This is a genomic window from Cellulomonas sp. GbtcB1 (assembly GCF_019091725.1).
Classification (GTDB): domain Bacteria; phylum Actinomycetota; class Actinomycetes; order Actinomycetales; family Cellulomonadaceae; genus Cellulomonas.
This window is the reverse complement of record NZ_JAGXJG010000045.1, coordinates 13,110-37,758: the sequence shown is the minus strand read 5'-3', so window position 1 is coordinate 37,758 and position 24,649 is coordinate 13,110. Positions and strand designations below refer to the sequence as shown.

The following is a 24,649-nucleotide window of genomic DNA, read 5'->3' as shown; positions in this document are numbered from 1 at the left end:
GGGGCTCCTCGGCCGCGCGCACGCCCCGGCGCGGCCGGCGGGCGGCGCCGTCCCGGCGGCGGGCGTGCGGGCGCCCGCCGCCGCGAGACGTGCCCGGGAGGCCCACCGCACCCCCGGCGACGAGGGCGCGCTCCAGGCGATGACCCGGCAGTGGGCCTCCCTCGCGGCGCTGGGCCTCGGCCTGGTCGCCTGCGGCGTGGGCGCCGGCCACCTGGAGCACCACCTGCCGGTGGGCGTCGCGCTGTCGGCGCTCGGGCTCGTGGCCATCGGCTGGGGCGTCCTGGCCCTGCGTGGCCCCGCGCCCGTGCCCCGCGCGGCCGCCGGCGTCGCGCTGGTCTCCGGGCCGGCGGTGCTGCTCAGCTCCCCGCTGACCGGCACCGCCACGACCGCCGCGGAGGCCGCCGCGCTGGTGCTGGGCCTGGCGGCCGGGATCCTGCTCGCCCTCGGGCAGCGCGCCGGGACCGCCCCGGGGGCCCGTCGGCGCGCGCCCGGCGGCGCCGGCCAGGCGGGCACGCTCGCGGCAGGCGCGCTGCTGGTGGCCCTGGTGACCGTGCCGGGCCTCGCTGCGACGGAGGCGGGCGCGCACGCCGTCCCGCACGGCTCGCACGGCCTGCCCGCCGAGACGGGCCACGCGGGCCACTAGGCACATCCGCCGGGGTCATCCCCCGGCCCACGACCGCCGCGCGGCGTCGGCAGGGACGGCTCCCCCGGCGCCGCGCGGCTCACCCGCGCCGCACGCGGCACACTGCCCCGGGTCCCCACCCGATTCTCGCGTCCTCCCCCGAACGACCAGGGGGCAGCGCGAGAATCGGGTGGGGACGTGGGCGCCGCGCGGAGCGCGAGCCCGGGGCACACGCCCGCCCGCACGAACGCCGGAGGCCCGGCACCCCCTCAGGGGTGCCGGGCCTCCGCGTACCGGGTGAGGTGGCTCAGGCCGCCTCGTCCTCCGAGGTGAGGTTCCGGGTCTTGTTCTGGTCGACCAGGATGCCGGGGCCGTTCGTGGTCGAGATGGTCGCCTTGGTGATGTAGCGGCCCTTCGACGCGGACGGCTTGAGACGCAGGATCTCCTCGAGCGCCGCGGCGTAGTTCTCCACCAGCTGGACGTCGGAGAACGACGTCTTGCCGATGATGAAGTGCAGGTTCGCGTGCTTGTCGACGCGGAACTCGATCTTGCCGCCCTTGATGTCGGACACGGCCTTGGCCACGTCCATCGTCACGGTGCCGGTCTTCGGGTTCGGCATGAGGCCACGCGGACCGAGCACCTTGCCGAGGCGGCCGACCTTGCCCATGAGGTCCGGGGTCGCGACCGCGGAGTCGAAGTCGGTGTAGCCCGCCGCGACCTTCTCGATCAGCTCGTCGCCGCCGACCTCGTCCGCACCGGCGGCGCGGGCCTGCTCGGCACGCTCACCGGTCGCGAACACGATGACCCGGGCGGTCTTGCCCGTGCCGTTCGGCAGGTTGACCGTGCCGCGGACCATCTGGTCGGCCTTGCGCGGGTCGACACCGAGGCGCATCGCGACCTCGACGGTCGCGTCGTACTTGGTGGTCGACGTGGCCTGCGCGAGGCGGATCGCCTGCAGCGGGTTGTAGGTGGTGCCGGCCTCGATCTTCTCGGCCGCGGCGCGGTACGCCTTGCTGTGCTTCGCCATCTGCTCTCTCTCCTTCAGCAGTCGTGGTCGTCGGGCCGCACAGGGCCCTGCCACTGGGGCGCCCACCCCGGAGGTCCCGGGGCGGGCGGTGGTTCAGTCGAGCCGGGGCTCAGCCCTCGACCTTGATGCCCATCGAGCGCGCGGTGCCGGCGATGATCTTCTCGGCGGCGGCGAGGTCGTTGGCGTTCAGGTCCTCGAGCTTGGTCGAGGCGATCTCGCGGACCTGGTCCGCGGTCAGCGTCGCGACCTTGACCGTGTGCGGCGTGGGCGAGCCCTTCGCGACACCGGCGGCCTTCTTGATGAGCTCCGCGGCCGGCGGGGTCTTCGTGATGAAGGTGAAGGAACGGTCCTCGTAGACCGTGATCTCCACCGGGATCACGTTGCCGCGCTGCGACTCGGTGGCCGCGTTGTAGGCCTTGCAGAACTCCATGATGTTCACACCGTGCTGACCCAGCGCCGGACCGATCGGCGGGGCGGGGGTCGCCGCACCGGCGTTGATCTGGAGCTTGATGAGGCCGGTGACCTTCTTCTTCGGGGGCATGAGCCACCCTTTCTTCTCTCGTGGGCCGACGCCGTGGGCGATGACCCGGTTGCAGTGCTGCGTCCGTCCGCGCCCCGGGACCGGGGCGGGCGGCTCAGATCTTGGCGACCTGGCTGAACGACAGCTCGACCGGGGTCTCCCGGCCGAAGATGGAGACGAGGACCTTGAGCTTCTGGTTCTCGGGGCTGATCTCGGAGATCGTGGCCGGCAGCGTGTCGAACGGGCCGTCGGTGACGGTGACCGACTCGCCGACGGTGAAGTCGACCTCGATCGGGGCGGCGGCCTTCTGCTGCGGGGCGGCGGCCGGGGTCTTCGCCTCGATCGTCGGGGCCAGCATGGAGAACACCTCGTCGAGGGTCAGCGGCACCGGCTGGTGGGTGTGGCCCACGAAGCCCGTGACGCCCGGGGTGTGCCGGACGGCGCCCCACGACTCGTCGGTGAGGTCCATGCGCACGAGGACGTAGCCGGGGATCCGGACGCGGCGCACGACCTTGCGCTGCGCGTTCTTGATCTCGACGACCTCCTCCATGGGGACCTCCACCTGGAAGATGAAGTCCTCCATGTTGAGGCTCTGGATGCGGTTCTCGAGGTTCGTCTTCACGCGGTTCTCGTAGCCCGCGTAGGAGTGGATGACGTACCAGTCGCCGAACTGCGACTTCAGCTGCGCCTTGAACGCGGCGACCGGGTCCTCGTCGACGTCGACGTCGTCGACCTCGTCGGTCTCCTCGGCGTCGTCGGACTCCTCGGCGTCGTCGGCCTGCTCGACCGGGGCGGCCTCGGCCGCGTCGTCGGCGTCGGCGTCGACCTCGTCCGCGGGCTCGCCGGCGGCCGGGGCCTCGACCGCCTCGACCGACGCCAGGGCGTCGTCGAGCTCGGACTCGGCGGCACCCAGACCGGGCTCCTGCGATTCCTGCGACACGGGCGAACCTGCTTTCTGCTGCGGAAGGTGGTGCTGAGGTGACGTGCGCCCCCCGGGGGCGCCGCGGAGGCTCAGCCCCCGAAGATCCAGAACGTGGCGCGGCCGATGCCGAAGTCCACGACGGTCACGAACGCCATCACGACGGCCACGAACACCAGCACGACGCCGGTGTAGGTCACCAGCTCGGAGCGGGTCGGGCGGACGACCTTCTTGAGCTCCGCCACGACCTGGCGGACGAACAGGGCGATCCGGGCGAACAGGCCGCGCTTCTTCTCCGGGCGAGCGGCCTTCTTGCCGCCGGTCCGCTCCGCGGGCTCGCCCGCGTCGGACGCCGCCACGGGTGCCGAGTCGCTCACCTGATCGATTCCCCTACGTCTCGCGACGCCGGCCGTCGCCGGGCGCCTCATGTCGTCCGGCGGCCGCGCCCCGGGAGGTCCCCGGGGGAGCCGCGCGGTCCGTGACCACACGCGCAGGGCAGGCGAGACTCGAACTCGCAACCGCCGGTTTTGGAGACCGGTGCGCTACCAATTGCGCCACTACCCTACGGCGGCGGCGTCCAGATCAGCTTCCCTCGCGGGCGCGGCTCATCATGGTGGACGTCAACCACCGAGGGACCACTGTACGCGACGCGCGGGCCGGGGTCGAACCGCCCTTCGTGGGAGTCCTGCTCGACGCGCCCAGCCCCGGACGCGCCCTGCAGCCGCGCCGCCCGGTCTGCGAGGATGGCGGGCGTGAGCGCGCCCGCCCCCGCCCAGCCCGCCCAGCCCCGCCGCGTGTCCGCCCGCGTCGGGGGCATCGCCGAGTCCGCCACCCTCGCGGTGGACGCGAAGGCCAAGGCCCTCAAGGCCGCCGGCCGGCCCGTGATCGGCTTCGGCGCCGGCGAGCCGGACTTCCCGACGCCCGACTACATCGTCGAGGCCGCGGTCGCCGCCGCGCGCAACCCCGCGAACCACCGCTACTCCCCCGCGGGCGGGCTGCCCGCGCTCAAGGAGGCGGTCGCGGCCAAGACGCTGCGCGACTCCGGCTACGCGATCTCCCCCGCCGACGTGCTGGTGACCAACGGCGGCAAGCAGGCCGTCTACCAGGCGTTCGCGACCCTGCTCGACCCGGGCGACGAGGTGCTGCTCCCGGCGCCGTACTGGACCACCTACCCCGAGGCGATCCGGCTGGCCGGCGGCGTGCCCGTCGAGGTGGTCGCCGGCGTCGACCAGGGCTACAAGGTCACCGTCGAGCAGCTCGAGGCCGCCCGCACCCCGCGGACCAAGGTGCTGCTGTTCTGCTCGCCGTCCAACCCGACCGGCGCCGTCCACTCCCCGGAGCAGACCGCCGAGATCGGCCGCTGGGCCCTCGAGCACGGCATCTGGGTCGTCACCGACGAGATCTACGAGCACCTCACCTACGACGGCGCGGTGGCGACGCCGATGCTGTCCGCCGTCCCGGAGCTCGCGGACACCACCGTCGTGCTGAACGGCGTCGCCAAGACCTACGCGATGACCGGCTGGCGGGTGGGCTGGCTCGTCGGACCGTCGGACGTCGTCAAGGCCGCGACCAACCTGCAGTCGCACCTGACGTCCAACGTCGCCAACGTGTCCCAGCACGCCGCGATCGCCGCGCTCACCGGCGACCTGTCCGCCGTCGCCGCGATGCGCGAGGCGTTCGACCGCCGCCGGCGGACCATGGTGTCGATGCTGGCGGAGATCGACGGCGTCGTGATCCCCGCGCCGGAGGGCGCCTTCTACGCCTACCCCGCGGTGCACGGCCTGCTCGGCCGCACGTTCCGCGGCGTCACCCCGACCACGTCCGCCGAGCTGGCCGCGCTGCTGCTCGACCAGGCCGAGGTCGCGGTCGTCCCCGGCGAGGCGTTCGGGCCGAGCGGTTACCTGCGGCTGTCCTACGCGCTGGGCGACGCCGACCTGGCCGAGGGCGTCGGGCGGATCCAGGCGCTGCTCGCCGAGGGCTGACCCGCACCGGCTGACCCGCCCGTCCACCGATCGGTGGACGGGCGGTCCCGTCCCCCGGTCGTCCCGTCGGGCGGCTCCCGCCCGCGAGGCTGGCTGCCATGGACGACAGCGACCTGGCGGTCCGGGTGACCGGCCTGCAGAAGCGGTACGGCGAGAAGCGCGCCGTCGACGGGCTCGACCTCACGGTGGCCCGCGGCGAGATCGTCGCCGTGCTCGGCCCGAACGGGGCGGGCAAGACGACCACCGTCGAGATCCTCGAGGGCTACCGCCGGCGGGACGGCGGCGACGTCCGCGTCCTCGGCGTCGACCCCCAGACCGCGGGCCGCGAGTGGCGGGCCCGGATCGGCATCGTGCTGCAGGGCACGAACGACCTCGCCGAGGCGACGGTCTCGGAGCTCGTGCACCACTTCGCCCGGTACTACCCCGACCCGCGGGACCCCGAGGAGGTCATCGACGCGGTCGGCCTGCGCGAGAAGGCCCGCACCCGCAGCCGGCAGCTGTCCGGCGGCCAGCGGCGCCGGCTCGACGTCGCGCTCGGCATCGTCGGCCGGCCCGAGCTGCTGTTCCTCGACGAGCCGACGACCGGCTTCGACCCCGAGGCCCGGCACGCGTTCTGGGACCTGGTGTCCGGGCTGCGCGACGGCGGCACGACGATCCTGCTGACCACGCACTACCTGGAGGAGGCCGAGCACCTGGCCGACCGGGTGGCCGTGGTGCGGTCCGGCCGCGTGGTCGCCGTCGACACCCCGGCCGACCTCGGCGGGCGCTCGGCGCGCCAAGCGGTCGTGCGGTGGACCGAGGGCGGCGCGCCCCGCTCGGAGCGGACGGACTCGCCGACGGCGCTGGTCGCGGCGCTGAGCGCCCGGCTCGGCGGCGAGGTCCCCGGCCTGCAGGTCGTCCGGCCGACCCTCGAGGACGTCTACCTCGGGCTGATCGCGGCGGACGAGGACACCACCCCGGCGGCCCTGCCCGCCCTGGCGACGACGGAGGCCGCGCGATGAGCACCACGACCCTGGACCGGCCCACGGCCGGCCGGCTGCCCGGCACCCTGCGCCTCGGCGTCGACCGGGCCCGCTACGAGATCCGCGGGTTCTTCCGCGAGCGGGACGCGATCATCTTCATCTTCGCGTACCCGATCATCATGCTGGCGATCTTCGCGACGGTGTTCGGCCAGGACGGGGCCGAGGTCGCCGACGGCGTGCCGTTCGCGCAGTACTTCCTGCCCGGCATGATCGCCACCGGCGTGCTGCTGTCCTCGTTCCAGTCGCTGGCGATCTCGATCCCCGTCGAGCGCGACGAGGGCGGTCTCAAGCGGCTGGGCGGCACGCCGCTGCCGCCCGCGGCCTACTTCCTGGGGAAGGTCGGCCAGGTGCTGGTGGTGTCCGTGGTGCAGGTCGCGCTGCTGCTCGCGGTCGCCGGGCTGGTGTTCGACGTGGACATGCCGGACGCGTCCGGGTGGGCCACGTTCGCCTGGGTGTTCCTCCTCGGTGCCGCCGCCGGCGCGGTGTGCGGGGTCGGGTTCTCCTCGCTGCCCCGGTCGGGCCGGTCCGCGAGCGCCGTGGTCACGCCCGTGGTCCTGGTGCTGCAGTTCATCTCCGGCGTGTTCTTCGCCTTCTACGACCTGCCGTCCTGGATGCAGCAGGTGGCGTCGGTGTTCCCGCTCAAGTGGATGGCCCAGGGCATGCGGTCCGTGTTCCTGCCGGACGAGGCGGCCGCGCTCGAGCCGTCCGGGTCGTGGCAGCACGGCGCGACCGCGGCGGTCCTGCTGGCCTGGCTGGTCGTCGGCCTCGTCGTCGGGGTCCGGACGTTCCGGTGGCGGCGCCGTGACGACGGCTGACCTGCGCCAGACTGGGCCCGTGACCAGCGACGCGCGACCGGGGGACGGGGCTGCGGCTCCGGCCCCCGGCGGCGCGCGCGCCGAGGCCGAGCGGACCCTGTTCTGGCGGCGCGCCCTCGCCGGCTGGGACGCGGCGTTCTACGCGCTCCTGGCCATCAGCGCGATCTCGATCCTCACCGTCGCGGACACGTTCCCGCCGGACGGGGGGACCTGGGCGGCGCTCGGCGGGCTGACCCTGCTGCTGCTGGCCTACGTCCTGGTCGGTCGCCGGGGCGCCCAGGCCGGCGACGTCCGGCTCACCCGGGCCTACCTGGTCGTGCTCGTGGTGGTGGTCTCGCTGTGCAGCGGGGTCAGCACCATCGGCTCGATCCTGCTGTTCGTCGGGTTCTCGCAGGTGTGGTTCTTCGCGGCCTCGACGCGGGAGGGCGTGGTGGCGTCCGTCGTCCTGGCGGTCGCCTCCTGCGCGGCGATCGCGACGGCGGCGTTCGCGGCGGGCGAGGACCCCTCGGCGCGCGACCTGGTGGTGCTGGGCGCGCAGATGGCCGTCGGCCTGATCTTCTCGCTCGCGCTCGGGGTGTGGATCACCCGGGTCGCCGAGCGGTCCGAGGAGCGGGCCTGGCTGCTGGAGCAGCTGGAGTCCGCGCAGGCGCAGCTCGCCGCGAGCAACCACGCCTCGGGCGTCCTCGCGGAGCGGGAGCGGATGGCGCAGGAGATCCACGACACCCTGGCGCAGGGGTTCACCAGCGTCGTGATGCTCGCGCAGACGGCGCAGGCCCAGCTCGACGCCGGGCGGGCCGACCTGGCACGGGACCGGCTGGACCAGGTGGAGCGGGTCGCCCGGGAGAACCTGGCCGAGGCCCGCGCGCTCGTCGCCGCCTTCGGCCCCGCCGCGCTGGCGGACGCCACGCTGGCCGAGGCGCTGGAGCGGCTGGCGGAGCGGTTCCAGGCGGAGACCGGGGTCCGGGTCGAGGTCGCGCTCGGCGACGCCGGCGCCCCGGACCGGGACACCGAGGTCGTGCTGCTGCGCGCGGCGCAGGAGGCGCTGGCCAACGTCCGCAAGCACGCGGGCGCGCGGCGCGTGCTGCTGCGGCTCGTCCGGGACGACGGGGTGCTCGCCCTCGAGGTGCTCGACGACGGGCAGGGGCTCGCCCCCGGCACCGCCGAGGGCGTCGGGCTGCGCGGGATGCGCGAGCGCGTCACCGCGGGCGGCGGGACGCTCGACGTGGCCGGGGAGCCCGGCCGCGGGACGCGGGTGCGGCTGGCGATGCCGCTCCGCGACGAGGACGGGCCGCTGGGCGACCCGGGGACGGGGACGGCGTGACCGCGCACGAGCAGGACGCGACGGCGGTGCGGGTGCTGGTCGCGGACGACCACCCCGTGGTGCGGTCGGGGCTGGTCGGCATGCTGACCGTCGAGCCGGACGTCGAGGTGGTCGGCGAGGTCGGCGACGGGGCCGCGGCGGTCGAGGCCGCGCGGGCGCTCCGCCCGGACCTGGTGCTGATGGACCTGCGGATGCCGGTGCTGGACGGCGCCGCGGCGACCGCGCGCATCGTCGCGGAGGTGCCGGGCGTGCGGGTGCTGGTGCTCACCACCTACGAGACGGACGCCGACATCCTGCGCGCCGTCGAGGCGGGGGCCACCGGCTACCTGCTCAAGGACACCCCGCGCGACCAGCTCGTGGCCGGCGTCCGCGGCGCCGCGCGGGGCGAGTCGGCGCTGTCGCCGTCGGTCGCCTCCCGGCTGGTGCAGCAGATGCGCGGCGAGGGCGAGCGGCTCACGGCCCGCGAGCTGGAGGTGCTGGCCGGGGTGGCGCGGGGGCTGTCGAACGCCGCGGTCGGGCGGGAGCTGTACATCACCGAGGCGACGGTGAAGACGCACCTGCTCCGGGCGTTCGCGAAGCTCGGCGTCGACGACCGCACCCACGCGGTGACGGTCGCGATGCAGCGGGGCCTCCTCCCGGCGCCCTGACCCGCCGCCCCCGCCCGCCCCCGCCTGCCGAGGTCGAGGGTTTCGCGTGGAACCGCCCGCGCAACCCCTCGACCTCGACGCGAACCCTCGACCTCGCGCCGGCGGGGCCCGGCGGGGCGCCGGCGCGGCGGAGGGGGCGGGGCGCGCGGGGATCAGGCAGACTCGCCGGGTGCGCGACCTGGCCCTGCTCCCGAAGGCCCACCTCCACCTGCACTTCACGGGGTCGATGCGCGTGCAGACCCTGGGCGACCTGGCGGCCGAGCGCGGCGTCCGGCTGCCGGCCACGCTGCTCGACGGCGAGGGCCTGCGGGTCCCGGCCGACGAGCGCGGCTGGTTCCGGTTCCAGCGGCTGTACGACGCGGCCCGCGCGTGCGTCCGCGGCGAGGCCGACCTGCGGCGGATCGTCCGCGAGGCGGCGGCCGACGACGCCGCCGAGGGTTCGGGCCGGCTCGAGATCCAGGTCGACCCGACGTCGTACGCCCCGCCGGTCGGCGGCATCACGCCCGCGCTGGAGGTCGTGCTGGACGAGGCCCGGTCGGCGAGCGCGGACCTGGGCGTCGAGGTCGGCGTCGTCGTGGCGGCGTCCCGGATGCGGCACCCCCTCGACGCCCGGACCCTCGCGCGACTTGCCGCCCGGTACGCCGGCGACGGCCCCGGCGAGGTGATCGGCTTCGGCCTCAGCAACGACGAGCGCCGCGGCGACACCCCGGAGTTCGCGCCGGCGTTCGCGATCGCCCGCCGCGCGGGCCTGGCGTCCGTGCCGCACGGCGGCGAGCTGCTCGGGCCGCCGCACGTCGAGGACGTCCTGGAGTCGCTGGCCCCCGACCGGCTCGGCCACGGCGTGCGGTCGGCGGAGGACGGCGCGCTGCTGCGCCGGATCGTGGACCGCGGGATCGCCCTGGAGGTGTGCCCGGCGTCGAACGTGTCGCTCGGGGTGTACCGCCGGGCCGAGGACGTGCCGCTGCGCCGGCTCGTCGACGCGGGCGCGACGGTGGCGCTGGGCGCGGACGACCCGCTGCTGTTCGGGTCCCGGCTGGTGGAGCAGTACGCGACCGCCCGCGAGGTGCACGGGTTCACCGACGCGGAGCTGGCGGACCTGGCGCGGGCGTCGATCCGCGCCAGCCGGGCCTCCGACGGCACGAAGGCCCGCCTGCTGTCGGGCGTCGACGCGTGGCTCGCCGCGGACCCGGTTGCGCAACCCGCGGGTTGACCAACCGCGGCAGCACCTTCGCCGAGATGGCAACTCTCGACTGCGTTTGGCACCGCCCGCGCAGCCGAGAGTCGCCATCTCGGCGTGCGGCCGCGCCCGCACGGGCGCGGCTCGCGCCCCTGCGTCAGAGGTCGGCGCCCACCAGGACCGGCTCCGGCTCCAGCGTGAGGCCGAAGCGCTGCGCCACGCCGTCCCGGACGGCGCGTGCCAGCGCCAGCAGGTCGCCCGCGTTCGCGCCGCCGCGGTTCGTCAGCGCCAGCGTGTGCTTGGTCGAGAGCGCCGCCGGCCCCGGCAGGCCGTAGCCCTTCGAGAACCCCGCCTGCTCGATCAGCCACGCCGCGCTGGTCTTCACCAGGCCGTCGCCGGCCGGGAACCGCGGGGCGTCCTCGGGCAGCTCGGCGGCGTCCGCCTCGGTCAGCACCGGGTTGGTGAAGAACGAGCCGGCCGAGCGGGTGTCCGGGTCGGCCGGGTCGAGCACCATGCCCTTGCGCGCGCGCAGCGCGAGCACCGTCGCGCGCACCTCCGGGAGCGGCGCACGCTCCCCCAGCTCGATGCCGAGGGCCCGCGCGAGCTCGCCGTACCGGATCGGCTCGGAGAGGTCGGCGACGCGCAGCTGGAAGGTCACGTCGAGCACCACGTACCGCGGCGTCGGGAACCAGGGGGCGCCGGGGTCGGCAGCGTCGGGCAGCGCGCGCATCGACCGCTTGAGCAGCGACGTCCGGTAGCCGAACTGCAGGTCGACGACGGGCAGCGTCCGCACCCGGCCGCGCACCCGGTCCCAGACCCGCACGGTCGCGATCGTCTGGGAGACCTCCTGGCCGTACGCGCCGACGTTCTGCACCGGCGTCGCGCCCGTCGACCCGGGGATGCCGGACAGCGCCTCGATCCCCTTGAGCCGGTGCGCGGCGGCGTGGGCCACCACGTCGTCCCACGGGGTGCCCGCCGCCGCGGTCACGGTCACGCCGGCGCACGCCGAGTGGTCGGGCGTCGTCAGGTCGCGCCGGACGTCCCGGACCACGAGGCCGTCGAAGCCCGCGTCCGACACCAGCAGGTTCGACCCGCCGCCGAGCACGAGCAGCGGGACGCCCTCGTCGTCGGCGGTGCGCACCGCGTCGATCAGCTCGGCCTCGGTGGTCGTCTCCACGAGCCGGCTCGCGGGCCCGCCCACCCCGAGGGTGGTGAGCTCGCTGAAGGTCGCGGACTGGACGTCGGTGGTCACGGGACGAGCGTAGGCCGCTCCGCCGGCTCCTGCCGCGCCGGTGCCGCGGCGTTCACCACGAGCAGGCCGACGACGATCGGCACCGCGATCGCCAGCAGCGCGTGCCGGTAGCCGACCTCGTGGGCGAGCAGGCCGAGCAGCGGGGGGCCGGCGAGGAACGCCGAGTAGCCGATCGTCGACACGACGGACACCCGGGCGGCGGCGCGCAGCGGGTCGTCGCTCGCCGCGCTCATGCCGACCGGGAAGCCGAGCGCCGCACCCATGCCCCACAGCACCGCGCCGACGAGCGCCAGCCACAGCAGGTCGTCCGGCACCAGCCCGAACACCAGCAGGCCGACCAGCGCCAGGCCCGCGCACAGCCGCAGCACGGCGACCCGGCCGAACCGGTCGAGCAGCGCCGTGCCGAGGAACCGCATCACGGTCATCGCGGTGACGAACACGCCGAACGAGATAGCCCCCACCGCGTCGGACCTGTCGAAGCCGTCGACCACGGCCAGGCTCAGCCAGTCGTTGCCGGCGCCCTCGGTGAGCGCTGCGGCGAGGACCACCAGGCCGATGAGCAGCGTGCGCGGCTCGAGCCACGCGGCGAACACGGACCGCGGGGCGTGGGCCGCGTGCTCGCCGTCGCCGGCGGGCGCGTGCTGCCCCGCCGGCAGGAACGACCGCACGGCGACCAGGACCGCGATCGACGACAGCAGCACCGCGACCGGCACGTGCACCTGGACCGGGACGTGCGCGGCGGCCACGACGGCGGCGATCCCGGCGGCGACCACGGTTCCGAGCGAGAACCCCGCGTGGTACCGGGGCATGACGGTCTTCCCGAGCTTCTGCTCGACGATCGCGCCCTCGAGGTTCATCGCCGCGTCCCAGACGCCGGTGCCGACGCCGAACACGACCAGGCCCGCGGCGGTCACGACCACCTCGCCCAGCGCCGCGCCGAACGTCGCGATGGTCAGGCCCGCGGCGTTGAGCAGGGCGAACCCGGCGACCGCCCTGACCGCGCCGATCCGGGTCACCACCAGGCCGGACAGCGGCAGCGCCACGAGCGACCCGCAGGACCCCACGAGCAGCAGCAGCCCCATCTGCGCCTCGGACAGGCCGAGCGCGTCCCGGACCGCGGGCAGCCGCGCCGCCCAGCTCGAGAAGTTGAACCCGGACAGGGCGAAGACCACGAACACGGCCACCGAGGCGGTGCGGACGGCGGGCGGGGCGGCCGGGGCGGGGTGCGTCATCGCGGGGCTCCACGGGGGTCGTGCGGGTCGGGGTCGGGATCGGGGCGCGGCGGCCCCCGGTCGGGGTCAGGCCGGGCGGGCCGGCTCCGGCACGTGGTCGCCGGAGGGCTCGCGTCGGACGCTACCGGAGGGCACGCACACGGCGTCCTCCCCCGGTGCGTGCGACGCGGGGACCGCGACCGGCTCGGCGGTGGCGACCACGGGGGCGCCGGGGTCGTCGGCGGGCGCGGTCGCCGCGGCACCGGCGAGACCGTCGGGGCGGCGCACCGTCCGGGCCAGCAGCACCGACGCGACCATCGCCGCGGTGATGAGCAGCAGCGCGTGCCGGGTGCCCATGAGCTCCGCGGCGAGGCCCAGCAGCGGCGGGGCCGCGAGCGAGGCCGTCGAGGAGAACGACGAGATGACGGCCACCCGGCTCGCCGCGCGCAGCGGGTCGTCGGACGCGGCCGCGATGCCCAGCGGGACGGTGAGCGCGGCGCCGCAGCCCCACGCGACGATGCCGACCGCCGCGAGCGGCAGCGACGGCGCGAAGCCGAACAGCAGCAGGCCGCCGAACGACACCAGGCCCGAGGTGCGCAGCACGGTCACGCGGCCGTACCGGTCGATCAGCTTCGTGCCGAGCAGCCGGACCAGCGTCATCGCGCCGACGAACACGCCGAACATCGCGGCACCCACCGCCTCGACCTGGTCGAAGCCGTCGACGACCGCGATCGCCAGCCAGTCGTTGGCGGCGCCCTCCGACAGCGCCGCGGACATGATGACGACGCCGATCAGCAGCGTGCGGGGCTCGCGCCAGGCGCCGAGCGCCGAACCGGGCCGGGCGACGCGGCGGACCCGGGCGGCGCGCAGCCGGCCGGCGAGGCCCGCCTCGCGCGGGGTGCGGCCCTCCGCGCGTGCGTCGCGGGCGGTCGCGAGGGCGGCCCGGTCCGGCGGCAGCGACTCGATGACCGCGCCGGGCACCGACAGCAGCCGCCAGACGGTGCCGACGACGGCCGTGGCGACGAACTGCGCGAGCAGCGGGACGTCCGCCGCGGCGCACAGCGCACCGATGCCGGAGCCGAGCACCGAGCCGATCGAGAACGCCGCGTGGAACTGCGGCAGCACCGTGCGGCCCATGCGCCGCTCGACGGCCGCGGTCTCGACGTTCAGCGGCACGTTGCCGATGGCGAAGCCGACGCCCGACAGGAAGATGCCGACCGTCAGCACCGGCACCGACCCGATGGTGGGCCCGACGCCGATCAGCACGTACGCGGCGGCGAACGCCACCATCGACACGTAGAGGACGGCGCGGCCGCCGAACCGGTTCACCAGGACGCCGGCGACGGACACCGTGGCCAGCGAGCCGATCGAGCCGGCGATGAGCAGACCGCCCAGCTCCGCGGTGCCCAGGTCGAGGGCCGCGCGGACGGCGGGCAGCCGGGCGAGCCAGCCGGACAGCATGAGGCCGCTCAGCGCGAACAGGCCCATGAGCAGCCACCGGGCGCGGTGCACCGCGGGGTCCACGGGCAGCCGCGGGGTCGACGACGTCGCCCGGCCGGACCGGCCCGGCCGGCGGCCGCCGGTCACGGGGGCCTCAGGGCGGGGTCGGCGGTTGGCCGGGCGGAGGGGGGCGCGCCCGGTGCGGGCCCGCTGCTGGCTCACGGCAGCTCCAGATCGGTGCAAGGGGGTGGTCAAGGCGAGGTCCCGGCCGGGTCGAGGCCCGGTTCGAATCGATTCGATCCGGACGCCGGAGCGGGCGGTCGAATCGATTCGGGGGAGGTCACCAGTGTGCGGGTACGCTGGCGGCGGCGTCAACGACTCTCGGGGACGGTGACGCCTCTCACCCCCGAGCCCCGGACCCGGAGGCGCCGCGGTGTCCCAGCGACCCACCCTGGCCGACGTGGCCTCCGCCGCCGGGGTGTCGGTCTCGACCGCGTCGCTGGCCTTCTCCGGCGCCGGCCCCATCGCCGAGGCCACCAAGCAGCGCGTGCTCGACGCCGCCGCGGAGCTCGACTACGCCGGCCCGAACCCGCTCGGGCGCCAGCTCCGCAGCGGGCGGTCCGGCATCGTCGGCGTGGTCGTCGGCGACGCCCTGCGGCGGTCGTTCCGCGAGCCGGTGTCGGTGCAGCTGCTCGACGGCCTGGTCGACACCATCAGCCCGCTCGGCCTCGGGGTGCTCCTGGTGCCCGGGTCGCTCGAGCCCGGCGCCCCGGCCGTCGACCCGCTCGTCGAGTCCGCCGCCATGGACGTCGCCGTGCTCATCTGGGGCGGCACGCTGGACGACCCCACCCTGCAGGCGCTGCAGCGGCGCGGCATCCCGCTGGTCGTCGTCGAGGGGCAGGACCTGCCCGGGATCGTGACGGTGGGCATCGAGGACCGGGGCGGCGTCGCCGACATCGCCCGGCACCTCGTCGGCCTGGGCCACGAGCGGATCGCGACGGCGACGCTGCCGTTCGGGCCGGACCGGCGCAGCGGGCTCGCGGACGCGGAGCGGCTCGGGCAGATCACCTGGTCCATCGCGCGGCGCCGGCTGGACGGGCTGGCCGACGCGGGCGTCACGCCGGTCGCGGTGTACGAGACGCCGGCCTCGCTGGTCGAGCACGGGCACGCCGCCGCGCAGGCGCTGCTGTCCGGCCCGGCCGCGACCCGGCCGACGGCCGTCGTCGCGCAGTCCGACCTGCTGGCCTCGGGCGTCGTCCTCGGCGCGCGCGAGCTCGGGCTGCGGGTGCCGGAGGACGTGTCCGTCGCCGGCTTCGACGGGCTGGACCTGCCGTGGCTCGCGCCGGACGTGCTCACGACCGTCACGCAGCCGATCACGGAGAAGGGCGCGGTGGTCGGCCGGGCGATCGAGGCGCTCCTGGCGGGCGGGACCCCGGCGGACGAGGTCCTCCCGGTCGAGCTCCGCCTCGGCACGACGACGGGTCCGGCGCCGGCGGCGTGAGGCGCGGCGGGCGCGCCGGGCGGGTCAGGAGAGGCGGACGAGCGCCTGGCACTTGGCCAGGACGCGCGCACCCGCCGCGGTGACCGTGAGGTCGATCCGCGCGGTGCGGGTGTCGGCGTCGAGCGCGCCGACGACGGCCACGACCTCGACGGCCGCGGCACCCGGGTCCGGCACCGGCACGGGCCGGGCGAACCGGGTCTGGTAGTCGAAGACCGCACCCGGGTCGCCGGCCCAGTCGGAGACGACGCCGACGGCGGCGCCCATCGTCCACATGCCGTGCGCGATGACGCCGGGCAGCCCGACCTCGGTCGCGAACCGCTCGTTCCAGTGGATCGGGTTGAAGTCGCCGGACGCGCCGGCGTACCGCACCAGCCGGGACCGGTCGACGGCGAGCTCGCGGCGGCCGACCTCCTGGCCGACGGCCAGCTCCTCGAACGCGGGGGCCATCAGGCGTCCTCTCCGCGGACCGCGAGCGTCGACGTCACCGTGGCGACGGGCTCGCCGCCCTTCGCGTGGATCACGGCGCGGGTCGTCACCATCGACAGACCGGCGCGCTCGGTGACCGCGTCCACGTGCAGCACGGTGATCAGGCGGTCGCCGGCGTGGATCGGGCGGTGGTGGATGAACCGCTCGTCGGCGTGCACGACGCGACTGAAGTCGATACCCGCCTCGGGGTCCTCGATCAGCTGCGCCTCGGCGCGCTGCGCCACGACGACGGCGAACGTCGGCGGCGCGATCACGTCGGGGTACCCGAGTGCTCGCGCCGCGTCGACGTCGGTGTGGGCCGGGTGCGTCGCCCCGACCGCCTCCGCGAACGCGCGGAGATGCTCGCGGCCGACCTCGTACGCCTCGTTCGGCGGGTACTCGCGTCCCGCGTACTCGGGGTTGACGGCCACGATCAGCGTCGCTGGAAGGTCAGCGGGTCTCGCGGTGCAGCGTGTGACGGCCGTCGCGCGGGCAGAACTTCTTCATCTCGAGCCGGTCGGGGTCGTTCCGACGGTTCTTCTTCGTGATGTAGTTCCGCTCCTTGCACTCCGTGCAGGCGAGCGTGATCTTCGGACGGACGTCCGCGCTCTTGCTGGCCATGGTCTTGCCACCTCTCGCGCCCGAAGCGCTTGGATCTTCGTCGTCGGGCGCCGGCGGACGCCCCACTGGATTCAGTGCTGGTAGCGGGGGCGGGGTTCGAACCCGCGACCTCACGATTATGAGTCGTGCGCTCTCACCAACTGAGCTACCCCGCCTCGGGTGCGCACGCCTGCCAGACGATCCTGGCCTGCGACACACCACAGAGCCCCGAACGGGATTCGAACCCGTGACCTCTTCCTTACCAAGGAAGTGCTCTACCACTGAGCTATCGGGGCAGCGCGGACCAGGCTACACGGTGCTCCTGGCCGGTGCGAAATCGGCTCCCGCCCCCGCGTGATCGCGCAGGTCAGGGACCGCTTCCGTGCCGGCCGGGAGCAGGTCGAGCCCGGTCCGTGCGTGGCGACGGGGCGCCCTCCGTGAGGAGGACGCCCCGTCGTCCGTGCGTGGCGGGTGAGGGATTCGAACCCCCGTAGGCGATGCCAGCTGATTTACAGTCAGCCCCCTTTGGCCACTCGGGTAACCCGCCAGGGTGCGCGCCTCGGTGACTGCGTCTCCGGGGTGCGGATGGAAGGATAGCAAGGGTTCGGGCCGGTTCCGAAACCGGCCCGTCGTCGGCACAGCAGCACCGGAGCACCACAGGTCAGGAGGAGTCATGGCGAGCGAGTCGTCGTTCGACGTCGTCAGCAAGGTCGACCGCCAGGAGGTCGACAACGCGCTGAACCAGGCCGTCAAGGAGATCGCGCAGCGGTACGACTTCAAGGGCGTCGGCGCCTCGATCGCGTGGAGCGGCGAGAAGATCCTCATGGTCGCGAACTCCGAGGAGCGCGTGCGCGCCGTCCTCGACGTGTTCCAGACCAAGCTCATCAAGCGCAACATCTCGCTCAAGGCGCTCGACACCGGCGACGGCGACCCCAAGCCGTCCGGCAAGGAGTACCGCCTCGAGGCCTCGATCAAGGAGGGCCTGTCCTCCGAGATCGCCAAGAAGGTGACCAAGCTCATCCGCGACGAGGGCCCCAAGGGCGTCAAGACGCAGATCCAGGGCGACGAGGTCCGCGTCTCGGCGAAGGCCCGCGACGACCTGCAGGCGGTCATCGCGCTGCTCAAGGGCGCCGACGACATCGACGCGGCGCTGCAGTTCATCAACTACCGCTGACGCGGGCGGCGCTCGGGCGTCGAGGTCGCAGGAGGCGTGGGGTCCCGGGTGCCGGGACCCCACGCCTTCTGCCGTCTCGGCGGGGCGGGGCCGCGGTCGTCCACAGGCCGCGCAGGTGGGCCTGTTGCGGGGCCCTGACCTCTGCTTCGATCAGGTGGCATGACGGCAGGGGGAGATCCGGAGGCGATCCGGCAGCACGCCAGACGGCTGCGCGCGACCGCGGACGACGTGGCCCGCACCGGTGACCGCGTGCGGGCCGGCGCGGGCGTCGAGTGGGTCGGCGTCGCGGCCGACCGGTACCGCGAGCGCCTCGCCGAGCACGCGCGGCGCGTGACGACCGCGCGAGACGAGCTGCTCGGCACCGCGGGCGCCCTCGACCGGCTCGCCGACGAGCTCGAGGCGCGGCAGGCGGCGATCCGGCGGGCGATGCGGTTCGTCGAGGACCGGCTCGACGACGCCCGGCGCACGGTCGGCCGGCTCGCCGGCGTGGCGGACGACGTGCTCACGGTCGCCGAGCAGGCGGCGCGCCGGGCCGCGCACGGCGTGCTCGGCACGGTCGCCGGCGGTCTGCCCTCCCCCGGCTCCCCCGACTGGTCGGGGGTCGCGGACCGGATCGGGCGGATCGGGTGACCGCCGCGCTCGCGCCGATCGACGGCACGCTGCGGACGCGCCTGGGCGAGCGGGACTGGGCCGCCGCCAGCGCGGGCGTCCCCGGCCTGCCCGGGTGGGCCGGGGTGCTGCCGGTCGACCGGGACGGATCGCCCGTCGCACCGCCCCCTCCGCCGGCCGACGACGCCGCGGCACCCGAGGGGGTGGACCCGGTGCTCCGCGCGGCGGTCGAGGGCGGCGCTGCCGCACTGGTCGCCGTCGAGGTGGCCGCCGCCGCGGGCGAGCGGGCGCTGCTGGCCGTGCTCTGGTCCGACGCGCAGGCCGGCTCGGGCGTGGCGCGCGCCGTCGACGTCGTGCCCGGCGCCGGACTGGCCGGCACCACGCCGCGCCCCGGCGTGGAGGTCAGCGCCTTCCCGGTGTCCCGTCTCGTGGACGAGGTGCTGCGGCACGTCCCCGACGCCCCGGCCCGCGTGACGGCCGCCCCGGCGACCGTCCCGGAGGAGCTGACGATCGCACTCGCCCAGGCCATCCGCACCGGTGACGGCGCCACCGTCGACGCGCTGTGCGCCGAGCTCGGCACCGACGGCCCGCCCGCCGTGGTCGAGGCGGCCGTGCGCGGCACCGACGGCAGCCTCGTGGTGTCGGTCGCGAGCCGCGGCCGCACGGACGTCTCGACGCTCAGCCTGCTCCGGACCGACGCCGGCTGGGTCGAGCTCACCAGGACCGCCGACGGCCAGGTCGTGCACACCCCGCGCGGCCGCGAGGACGTGCGGGCCGCGCTGCTCCACGACCTGACCGGCCGGTTCACGGCCGCGACGGCGACGGAGGACGACGCGTGAGCATCAGCGTGAGCGGCGGCGCGGGCGGGATGGGGGCGCGCCTGCAGGACCTGCGCTCCGAGGCCGGGCTGCTCGACGCCGCGGGCGACGACGTCCGGCGGTGGAGCGGGTCCGTCGCGGCCGTCGCGGTGCACCCGGACGTCACCGTCGCGACCCTGCTGTGCCCCGGGGAGGTCGCGGCGGTCGCCGGCTCGGTCGCCGCCGCGACGATCGGCGCGAACGGGCTGCTCGTGGTGAGCACCCGGCTCGAGGGCACCGCGGTGGTGCTGCGGGCGTCCGCGACGACGTACGAGTTCGTCGACGCCACGCAGCGGCGGGTGCTGGAGGCGCTGCAGAGCGCCGCGGGGTTCACGCTCGGCGCGGCGCTGCCGTTCCTCGCGATCGGCGGCGGCGTCGTGCTGCTGGGCGGAGCGGGGGCGGTGCTCGCGAGGCCGGCCGGCTGGCCCGCGCTCGTGATCCTCGCCCGGGACGTCGACCCGGCCGCACTGGGTCGGGCCGGGATGGACGGGCTCTACGACAACCCCTGGCTCCTGGAGTCGCTCACCCGCATGGCGCCGAGCCTGGTCCAGGGGACGACGTGGAGCCTCGGCACGCTGCTCGGTGGACCCGCCGGAGGCCTCGCGCTGCCGTTCGCGCTGTCGGGCGGCGCGTGGCCGACCGGGAGGTACGAGGACGCGGTCGGCGGGCTGGTGAACGCCGGCGGGCTGTTCGGGGTGTTCCAGGACACGGGGGCGGTGGGGGTGACGCTGAGCGACCGGCTCGACGGGTCGTTCGCACCTCGGTCGGTGGCCGAGGTCTTCGAGCAGCAGGGCGCCGTCGGGTCCGACGAGGGGAAGGTGCAGATCGTCCAGCTCACGAGCACCGACGGGTCGTCCTCCTACGTCGTCCAGATCCCCGGCACGCAGGAGTGGGCACCGACGCGGGGCGACAACCCCGTGGATCTCACGACCAACGTCCGCCTGATGGCCGGCCGGTCCACCCTGATGCAGCAGCAGGTGGCGGAGGCGATGCGGCAGGCGGGCATCCACCCGGGCGATCCCGTCATGCTGACCGGCCACAGCCAAGGCGGCATCACCGCCGCCGCACTCGCCTCCGACCCCGCGTTCCGGCAGCAGTTCACCGTGCAGAGCGTGGTGACGGGTGGTTCGCCGATCGCGCGCTTCGACATCCCCGACTCCGTCTCGGTCCTGTCGCTGGAGCACGACCAGGACGCCGTGCCCATGCTCGAAGGCCGGGAGAACCCCGACCGGGCCAACTGGGTCACCGTCGAGCGCGACCTCGGCACGGTGCGGGACGGTGTCCTGCCGCAGGCGTCGGTCGGTGCTGCGCACGGCACGGGCGTCTACGCCGAGACGGGCGCCATGGTCGACCGCTCCGACGATCCCTCGGTCCGCGCGTGGCGCGAGGGCGTGGAGCAGTTCTTCACGGGCGACGCGACCGTCACCCGGTGGGATGTGACCGCACCGTGAGCGCTCGGGCGCTCGGCGCCGTCGTCAGCATCGCGCTGCTGCTGACCGGCTGCGCCCTCGGGACGTCGGACGACGCCTCCGACGCGCCCGCCGAGGGTGCCGTCGCGGACGACGTCCTGTTCGAGCAGGTCGCGGACCTCCCCGGCGTCGTCGACGTCGAGGACCTGCGGTTCCAGCAGGACTTCGGGCTCCCGCCGCAGTACGCCGGGCGCATCACCGCCGCGGACGACGCGAACCCGCTGTGCGTGCTCGACGAGGTCCTCTCGATCCTGCACCAGGGTCGGGAGGGCGTCGGGCTCCAGGTCCTGGTGACGACGAGGGCCAAGGAGACCTACGGGTTGTCCAGCCTCGTCGGCCGCGACGGCTCCGCCGAGGACCGCTACGGGACCCAGCCGACCGCACCGCAGCCGACGGCCACCGTCCGCCCGTGCACGCCGCCTTCCGAGGGGTCGTCGCTCGGCGGCGCGACGCCCGCTCCCACGCCCTGAGGCGTCAGTACCGCTCCACCCCGCCGTACCCCGCCATGCGCTCCAGCCGCTGGATCCGGTCCGCCATCGGCGGGTGCGTCGCGAACATCCGCCCGATCCCCGCGCCCTTGAACGGGTTCGCGATCATAAGGTGCGACACGTCCACGAGGTCCCGCTCCTGCGGCAGCGGGCGCGCCGCGGTGCCCTGCTCGAGCTTGCGCAGCGCGGAGGCCAGCGCGAGCGGGTCCCCGGTGAGGGCGGCGCCGTCCTCGTCGGCGTCGTACTCCCGGGTCCGGCTGATGGCGAGCTGGATGAGCGTCGCGGCGAGCGGGGCGAGGAACACCATGAGCAGCGCGGCGATGGGGTTGCCGCCGCGGTCGCGGTCGTTGCCGCCGCCGAAGAACAGCGCGAACTGCGCGACCGACGTGATGACACCGGCCACGGCGGCCGCGATCGACGACGTGAGGATGTCCCGGTTGTAGACGTGCATGAGCTCGTGGCCGAGCACGCCGCGGAGCTCCCGCTCGTCGAGGATCTGCAGGATGCCCTCGGTGCAGCAGACGGCGGCGTTGCGGGGGTTGCGACCGGTGGCGAACGCGTTGGGCGCGGCGGTCGGCGACACGTACAGCCGCGGCATGGGCTGGCGCGCGGCGGTGGAGAGCTCGCGGACGATCCGGTACATGGCGGGCTGCTCGATCTCCGACACCGGCCGCGCGTGCATGGCGCGGATCGCGATCTTGTCGGAGTTCCAGTAGGAGTACGCGGTCATGGCGAGCCCGGCCAGGGCGAACAGGAAGATGTACCGCCCGTTCGCCACGAACGCGCCGATGCCGAGCAGCACGGCCCACAGCACGCCGAACAGCAGCGCCGTCTTCAGGCCGTTGTAGTGCCGGTGACCCATGTGCGTCCTTCCTCCCTCGCGGCCGACAACTCGTCCCGCGCTCCAGACAACGCTGCAGGCCGTCCGGCAGTTCCCCTACCCTGACCCCGCACATCCCGCCGTCCCCCGAGGAGACACCGTGCGTACCGTCCGCATCCTTGCCCTGGCCGCTGCGAGCGCGCTGGCGCTCGCGGCCTGCGCGCCCGTCGACGAGGGGAGCGACGCGCCCGCGCCGACGTCCGCCGCGGCCGACGGCGCGCTCGACACCCTGACCGAGGGCGTGCTGACCATCGGCACCTCCGATCCGGCGTACGAGCCGTGGGTCGTCGGCAACGACCCGAGCAGCGGCGAGGGCTTCGAGGCCGCGGTGGCCTACGCGGTCGCGCAGCAGCTCGGTTACGACGCCGACCAGGTCGAGTGGGTCCCGGTCACGTTCGACCAGATCATCGCCCCGGGTGCCAAGTCGTTCGACTTCGCGATCAACCAGGTGTCGATCAGCCCGGAGCGCGCCGAGAACCTCGACTTCTCGTCGTCGTACTACGACACCGCGCAGGCCGTCGTGACGCTGGAGGGCTCGTCCGTCGCGGGCGCGACCTCGCTGGCCGAGCTGAAGGACGCGAAGCTCGGCGCGATGGTCGGCACCACGAGCCTCACGGTCGCGCAGGACGCGATCGACCCGAGCACCGACATCCAGGTGTTCAACGACAACGACCAGGTGAAGCAGGCGCTGCAGGCCGGCCTGGTCGACGCGATCGTCGTCGACCTGCCGACCGCGCTGTACATCACCGCGGCCGAGCTCGACGGCGGCGTCCTCGTCGGCCAGCTGCCCGCCGACGACGCGGCCGGCGCCGACCAGCTCGGCCTGGTCCTCGACAAGGGCTCGTCGCTCACCGAGCCGGTGACCGAGGCGGTCGACACCCTGCGCGAGGACGGCACGCTCGCCGACCTCGAGTCGCAGTGGCTCACCGACGCGGCCGGCGCGCCGGTCCTGCAGTAGTGCCCGCGGGACCCGCGGACCCCGCGATGCCGCCGGACGGCACCCGCCCCGCGTGGGTGCCGTCCGACCGGCAGCGCGAGCGCGACGCCTACCGGCGCGGGCAGACCCGCCGCTCGACGGTGGTCGCCCTGGTCAGCACCGTCCTGGTGGCGGCCGTCGCCGTGCTCGGGCTGGTGAGCTCGCCGGGGTGGCCCCGGGTCAAGCAGTCGTTCCTGGACCCCGAGGTCGCCTGGGCGTCGCTGCCGAAGGTGCTCGAGGGCCTGTGGCTGAACGTCCGCGTGATGGCCGTGTGCGCGGTGATCATCGTCGTCGTGGCGATGCTGCTGGCGCTCGCCCGGACGCTGCGCGGGCCGGCGTTCTTCCCGCTGCGCGCCCTCGCCACCGGGTACGTCGACGTGTTCCGCGGCCTGCCGCTCATCCTCGTGCTCCTGCTGGTCGGGTTCGGCCTGCCGGGCCTGCGCCTGCAGGGCATCCCGACGTCGGCGGTGGTGCTCGGCGGGCTGGCGCTGGTGCTGACGTACTCGGCGTACGTCGCCGAGGTGTTCCGCGCGGGCATCGAGTCGGTGCACCCGTCGCAGGTCGCCTCGGCGCGGTCGCTCGGCCTGACCCGCGGGCAGACCCTCCGGCACGTCGTGCTGCCCCAGGCCGTGCGCCGGGTGGTCCCGCCTCTGCTGAACGACCTGGTGTCGCTGTCGAAGGACTCCGGCCTCATCTCGATCCTCGGCGCCGTGGACGCGGTGCGCGCCGCGCAGATCCAGACGGCGACCTACGCCAACTTCACGCCGTACGTCGTGGCGGGCGTGCTGTTCGTGCTGCTGACGATCCCGCTGACCCGGTTCACGGACGCGCTCGCGAAGCGCGGCGGCTGGCTGGGATCGCAGAGCGGGCTGGCCGGGGCGGGAGCCATGCGATGACCGGGCCGGCCACCCCCTCCCCCGACGTCGTCCCCGCCGGCTCCCCGCTGCTGCGGGTCGACCGGGTCCGCAAGTCGTTCGGCGACCACGTGGTCCTCGACGACCTGTCCCTCGACGTCGCGGAGCACCGGGTCGTCGTGCTGATCGGCGCCTCCGGCTCCGGGAAGTCGACGCTGCTGCGCTGCGTGAACCTGCTCGAGGAGGTCGACGACGGCGTCATCGAGGTCGCCGGCCAGGAGGTGACGGACCCCCGGGTCGACGCGAACGCGGTGCGCGCGCGGATCGGCATGGTGTTCCAGGCGTACAACCTGTTCCCGCACCTGCGGGTCCTCGACAACGTGACGCTGGCGCCGCGGCTGGTGCACAAGGTCGGCAAGAAGGAGGCCCGGGAGCGCGCCGCGGCGATGCTGGAGCGGGTCGGGCTCGGCGCCAAGGCGCAGGCGTTCCCCGACGAGCTGTCCGGCGGCCAGCAGCAGCGCGTGGCGATCGCGCGGGCGCTGGTGACGCAGCCGGCGCTGATGCTGCTCGACGAGGTCACGAGCGCGCTCGACCCGGAGCTGGTCGGCGAGGTGCTCGACCTGCTCGGCGAGCTCAAGGACGAGGGCACGACCATGGTCGTGGCGACGCACGAGATGGCGTTCGCCCGGCACGTCGCCGACGAGGTCTGCTTCCTGCACCAGGGCCGGATCCTCGAGCGCGGCCCGGCGGAGCAGGTCCTGGGCGCCCCGCGCGAGCCCCGCACCCAGGAGTTCCTCCGCCGCTTCACGGGCTGACCTGGG

At 75.0% G+C, this 24,649-nt stretch carries 27 protein-coding genes and 4 tRNA genes; 16 read left to right on the top strand and 15 right to left on the bottom strand.

Translation table 11 applies throughout. From position 1 onward, the window contains the following. On the top strand, positions 1-643 hold a 643-nt coding region (locus KVT14_RS15105; RefSeq protein ID WP_217616413.1), incomplete at its 5' end, for a hypothetical protein. A 286-nt stretch (positions 644-929) separates the two neighbouring features. Here KVT14_RS15105 and rplA read toward each other — a convergent pair. From rplA to KVT14_RS15080, 5 genes are all read right to left on the bottom strand, one after another. After that, positions 930-1,649, bottom strand: coding sequence for a 50S ribosomal protein L1 (gene rplA, locus KVT14_RS15100; RefSeq protein ID WP_147795437.1), 720 nt, complete (start codon positions 1,647-1,649; stop codon positions 930-932). Between the two features lie 109 nt (positions 1,650-1,758). Continuing rightward, on the bottom strand, positions 1,759-2,190 hold the full coding sequence (gene rplK / locus KVT14_RS15095; RefSeq protein WP_147795436.1) for a 50S ribosomal protein L11: 432 nt from the start codon (positions 2,188-2,190) through the stop codon (positions 1,759-1,761). 94 nt (positions 2,191-2,284) lie between these two features. Further along, positions 2,285-3,109 (bottom strand): transcription termination/antitermination protein NusG, encoded by an 825-nt coding sequence (gene nusG, locus KVT14_RS15090; protein WP_217616412.1) that lies wholly within the window; start codon positions 3,107-3,109, stop codon positions 2,285-2,287. Positions 3,110-3,180: 71 nt separating this feature from the next. After that, on the bottom strand, positions 3,181-3,465 hold the full coding sequence (secE, locus tag KVT14_RS15085; protein ID WP_246854955.1) for a preprotein translocase subunit SecE: 285 nt from the start codon (positions 3,463-3,465) through the stop codon (positions 3,181-3,183). Positions 3,466-3,579: 114 nt separating this feature from the next. Next, positions 3,580-3,652, bottom strand: a tRNA-Trp gene (locus KVT14_RS15080). A 188-nt stretch (positions 3,653-3,840) separates the two neighbouring features. Here KVT14_RS15080 and KVT14_RS15075 point away from each other — a divergent pair. The 6 genes from KVT14_RS15075 to KVT14_RS15050 all read left to right on the top strand — a co-directional run bounded on the left by KVT14_RS15075 (position 3,841) and on the right by KVT14_RS15050 (position 10,085). Further along, complete coding sequence (locus KVT14_RS15075) at positions 3,841-5,070, top strand: pyridoxal phosphate-dependent aminotransferase (protein WP_308161100.1); 1,230 nt, start codon at positions 3,841-3,843, stop codon at positions 5,068-5,070. Positions 5,071-5,168: 98 nt separating this feature from the next. Then, on the top strand, positions 5,169-6,071 hold the full coding sequence (locus tag KVT14_RS15070) for an ABC transporter ATP-binding protein (RefSeq protein WP_217616409.1): 903 nt from the start codon (positions 5,169-5,171) through the stop codon (positions 6,069-6,071). Then, entirely contained in the window at positions 6,068-6,907 is an 840-nt protein-coding gene (locus tag KVT14_RS15065) for an ABC transporter permease (protein ID WP_147795431.1), read from the top strand. Before KVT14_RS15070 ends, KVT14_RS15065 begins: the two co-directional genes overlap by 4 nt. A 19-nt stretch (positions 6,908-6,926) precedes the next feature. Beyond that, the gene (locus KVT14_RS23490; protein ID WP_217616408.1) at positions 6,927-8,228 is read left to right on the top strand and encodes a sensor histidine kinase; all 1,302 of its coding nucleotides are present in this window, start codon (positions 6,927-6,929) and stop codon (positions 8,226-8,228) included. After that, a complete protein-coding gene (locus KVT14_RS15055) occupies positions 8,225-8,875 on the top strand; it encodes a response regulator transcription factor (protein WP_217616407.1) in 651 nt (216 codons plus the stop codon). The genes KVT14_RS23490 and KVT14_RS15055 overlap by 4 nt, the downstream gene beginning before the upstream one ends. A gap of 169 nt (positions 8,876-9,044) precedes the next feature. Then, complete coding sequence (locus KVT14_RS15050; protein WP_217616406.1) at positions 9,045-10,085, top strand: adenosine deaminase; 1,041 nt, start codon at positions 9,045-9,047, stop codon at positions 10,083-10,085. A 124-nt stretch (positions 10,086-10,209) separates the two neighbouring features. Here the strand turns inward: KVT14_RS15050 and KVT14_RS15045 are convergent, their stop codons facing one another. From KVT14_RS15045 to KVT14_RS15035, 3 genes are all read right to left on the bottom strand, one after another. Then, on the bottom strand, positions 10,210-11,304 hold the full coding sequence (locus KVT14_RS15045) for a UDP-N-acetylmuramate dehydrogenase (RefSeq protein ID WP_217616405.1): 1,095 nt from the start codon (positions 11,302-11,304) through the stop codon (positions 10,210-10,212). Continuing rightward, on the bottom strand, positions 11,301-12,536 hold the full coding sequence (locus tag KVT14_RS15040) for an MFS transporter (protein ID WP_217616404.1): 1,236 nt from the start codon (positions 12,534-12,536) through the stop codon (positions 11,301-11,303). Before KVT14_RS15040 ends, KVT14_RS15045 begins: the two co-directional genes overlap by 4 nt. 66 nt (positions 12,537-12,602) lie before the next feature. Then, the gene (locus KVT14_RS15035; RefSeq protein ID WP_308161099.1) at positions 12,603-14,102 is read right to left on the bottom strand and encodes an MFS transporter; all 1,500 of its coding nucleotides are present in this window, start codon (positions 14,100-14,102) and stop codon (positions 12,603-12,605) included. A 286-nt stretch (positions 14,103-14,388) separates the two neighbouring features. Between KVT14_RS15035 and KVT14_RS15030 the strand changes: the two genes are divergently transcribed. Then, on the top strand, positions 14,389-15,456 hold the full coding sequence (locus KVT14_RS15030) for a LacI family DNA-binding transcriptional regulator (RefSeq protein WP_217616403.1): 1,068 nt from the start codon (positions 14,389-14,391) through the stop codon (positions 15,454-15,456). Positions 15,457-15,480: 24 nt separating this feature from the next. Here the strand turns inward: KVT14_RS15030 and KVT14_RS15025 are convergent, their stop codons facing one another. From KVT14_RS15025 to KVT14_RS15000, 6 genes are all read right to left on the bottom strand, one after another. Beyond that, a complete protein-coding gene (locus KVT14_RS15025; protein WP_217616402.1) occupies positions 15,481-15,903 on the bottom strand; it encodes a MaoC family dehydratase in 423 nt (140 codons plus the stop codon). Further along, positions 15,903-16,352 carry a MaoC family dehydratase N-terminal domain-containing protein gene (locus tag KVT14_RS15020; protein ID WP_217616401.1) on the bottom strand — a complete coding sequence of 150 codons (450 nt, stop codon included), beginning with the start codon at positions 16,350-16,352 and terminating at the stop codon, positions 15,903-15,905. The genes KVT14_RS15025 and KVT14_RS15020 overlap by 1 nt, the downstream gene beginning before the upstream one ends. Before the next feature lie 19 nt (positions 16,353-16,371). Continuing rightward, entirely contained in the window at positions 16,372-16,542 is a 171-nt protein-coding gene (gene rpmG, locus KVT14_RS15015; RefSeq protein ID WP_146839572.1) for a 50S ribosomal protein L33, read from the bottom strand. A gap of 78 nt (positions 16,543-16,620) precedes the next feature. Further along, a tRNA-Met gene (locus tag KVT14_RS15010) sits at positions 16,621-16,697 on the bottom strand. Between the two features lie 48 nt (positions 16,698-16,745). Next, positions 16,746-16,817, bottom strand: a tRNA-Thr gene (locus KVT14_RS15005). 169 nt (positions 16,818-16,986) lie between these two features. After that, positions 16,987-17,068 (bottom strand) — tRNA-Tyr (locus KVT14_RS15000). A gap of 126 nt (positions 17,069-17,194) precedes the next feature. Between KVT14_RS15000 and KVT14_RS14995 the strand changes: the two genes are divergently transcribed. The 5 genes from KVT14_RS14995 (at position 17,195) to KVT14_RS14975 (ending at position 21,100) form a co-directional block, all read left to right on the top strand. Then, positions 17,195-17,695, top strand: a complete 501-nt coding sequence (locus KVT14_RS14995; protein ID WP_147795425.1) for a YajQ family cyclic di-GMP-binding protein — start codon at positions 17,195-17,197, stop codon at positions 17,693-17,695. A 159-nt stretch (positions 17,696-17,854) separates the two neighbouring features. Then, positions 17,855-18,325 carry a WXG100 family type VII secretion target gene (locus tag KVT14_RS14990; RefSeq protein ID WP_217616400.1) on the top strand — a complete coding sequence of 157 codons (471 nt, stop codon included), beginning with the start codon at positions 17,855-17,857 and terminating at the stop codon, positions 18,323-18,325. Beyond that, a complete protein-coding gene (locus tag KVT14_RS14985) occupies positions 18,322-19,143 on the top strand; it encodes a hypothetical protein (RefSeq protein WP_217616399.1) in 822 nt (273 codons plus the stop codon). The genes KVT14_RS14990 and KVT14_RS14985 overlap by 4 nt, the downstream gene beginning before the upstream one ends. Continuing rightward, complete coding sequence (locus tag KVT14_RS14980) at positions 19,140-20,612, top strand: hypothetical protein (protein WP_217616398.1); 1,473 nt, start codon at positions 19,140-19,142, stop codon at positions 20,610-20,612. Before KVT14_RS14985 ends, KVT14_RS14980 begins: the two co-directional genes overlap by 4 nt. After that, positions 20,609-21,100: a hypothetical protein gene (locus KVT14_RS14975; RefSeq protein ID WP_217616397.1), complete on the top strand. Its 492-nt coding sequence runs from the start codon at positions 20,609-20,611 to the stop codon at positions 21,098-21,100. The genes KVT14_RS14980 and KVT14_RS14975 overlap by 4 nt, the downstream gene beginning before the upstream one ends. Positions 21,101-21,104: 4 nt before the next feature. Here KVT14_RS14975 and htpX read toward each other — a convergent pair whose 3' ends face one another. Next, positions 21,105-21,980, bottom strand: coding sequence for a zinc metalloprotease HtpX (gene htpX / locus KVT14_RS14970; protein WP_147795420.1), 876 nt, complete (start codon positions 21,978-21,980; stop codon positions 21,105-21,107). Between the two features lie 118 nt (positions 21,981-22,098). Between htpX and KVT14_RS14965 the strand changes: the two genes are divergently transcribed. From KVT14_RS14965 to KVT14_RS14955, 3 genes are read left to right on the top strand one after another with little or no spacing between them, the layout of a single operon-like run. Further along, entirely contained in the window at positions 22,099-22,956 is an 858-nt protein-coding gene (locus KVT14_RS14965; RefSeq protein WP_308161098.1) for a transporter substrate-binding domain-containing protein, read from the top strand. Between the two features lie 26 nt (positions 22,957-22,982). Next, the gene (locus tag KVT14_RS14960; protein WP_147797086.1) at positions 22,983-23,870 is read left to right on the top strand and encodes an amino acid ABC transporter permease; all 888 of its coding nucleotides are present in this window, start codon (positions 22,983-22,985) and stop codon (positions 23,868-23,870) included. Next, positions 23,867-24,643, top strand: a complete 777-nt coding sequence (locus KVT14_RS14955; RefSeq protein ID WP_306795808.1) for an amino acid ABC transporter ATP-binding protein — start codon at positions 23,867-23,869, stop codon at positions 24,641-24,643. Before KVT14_RS14960 ends, KVT14_RS14955 begins: the two co-directional genes overlap by 4 nt. Positions 24,644-24,649: the final 6 nt, after the last annotated feature.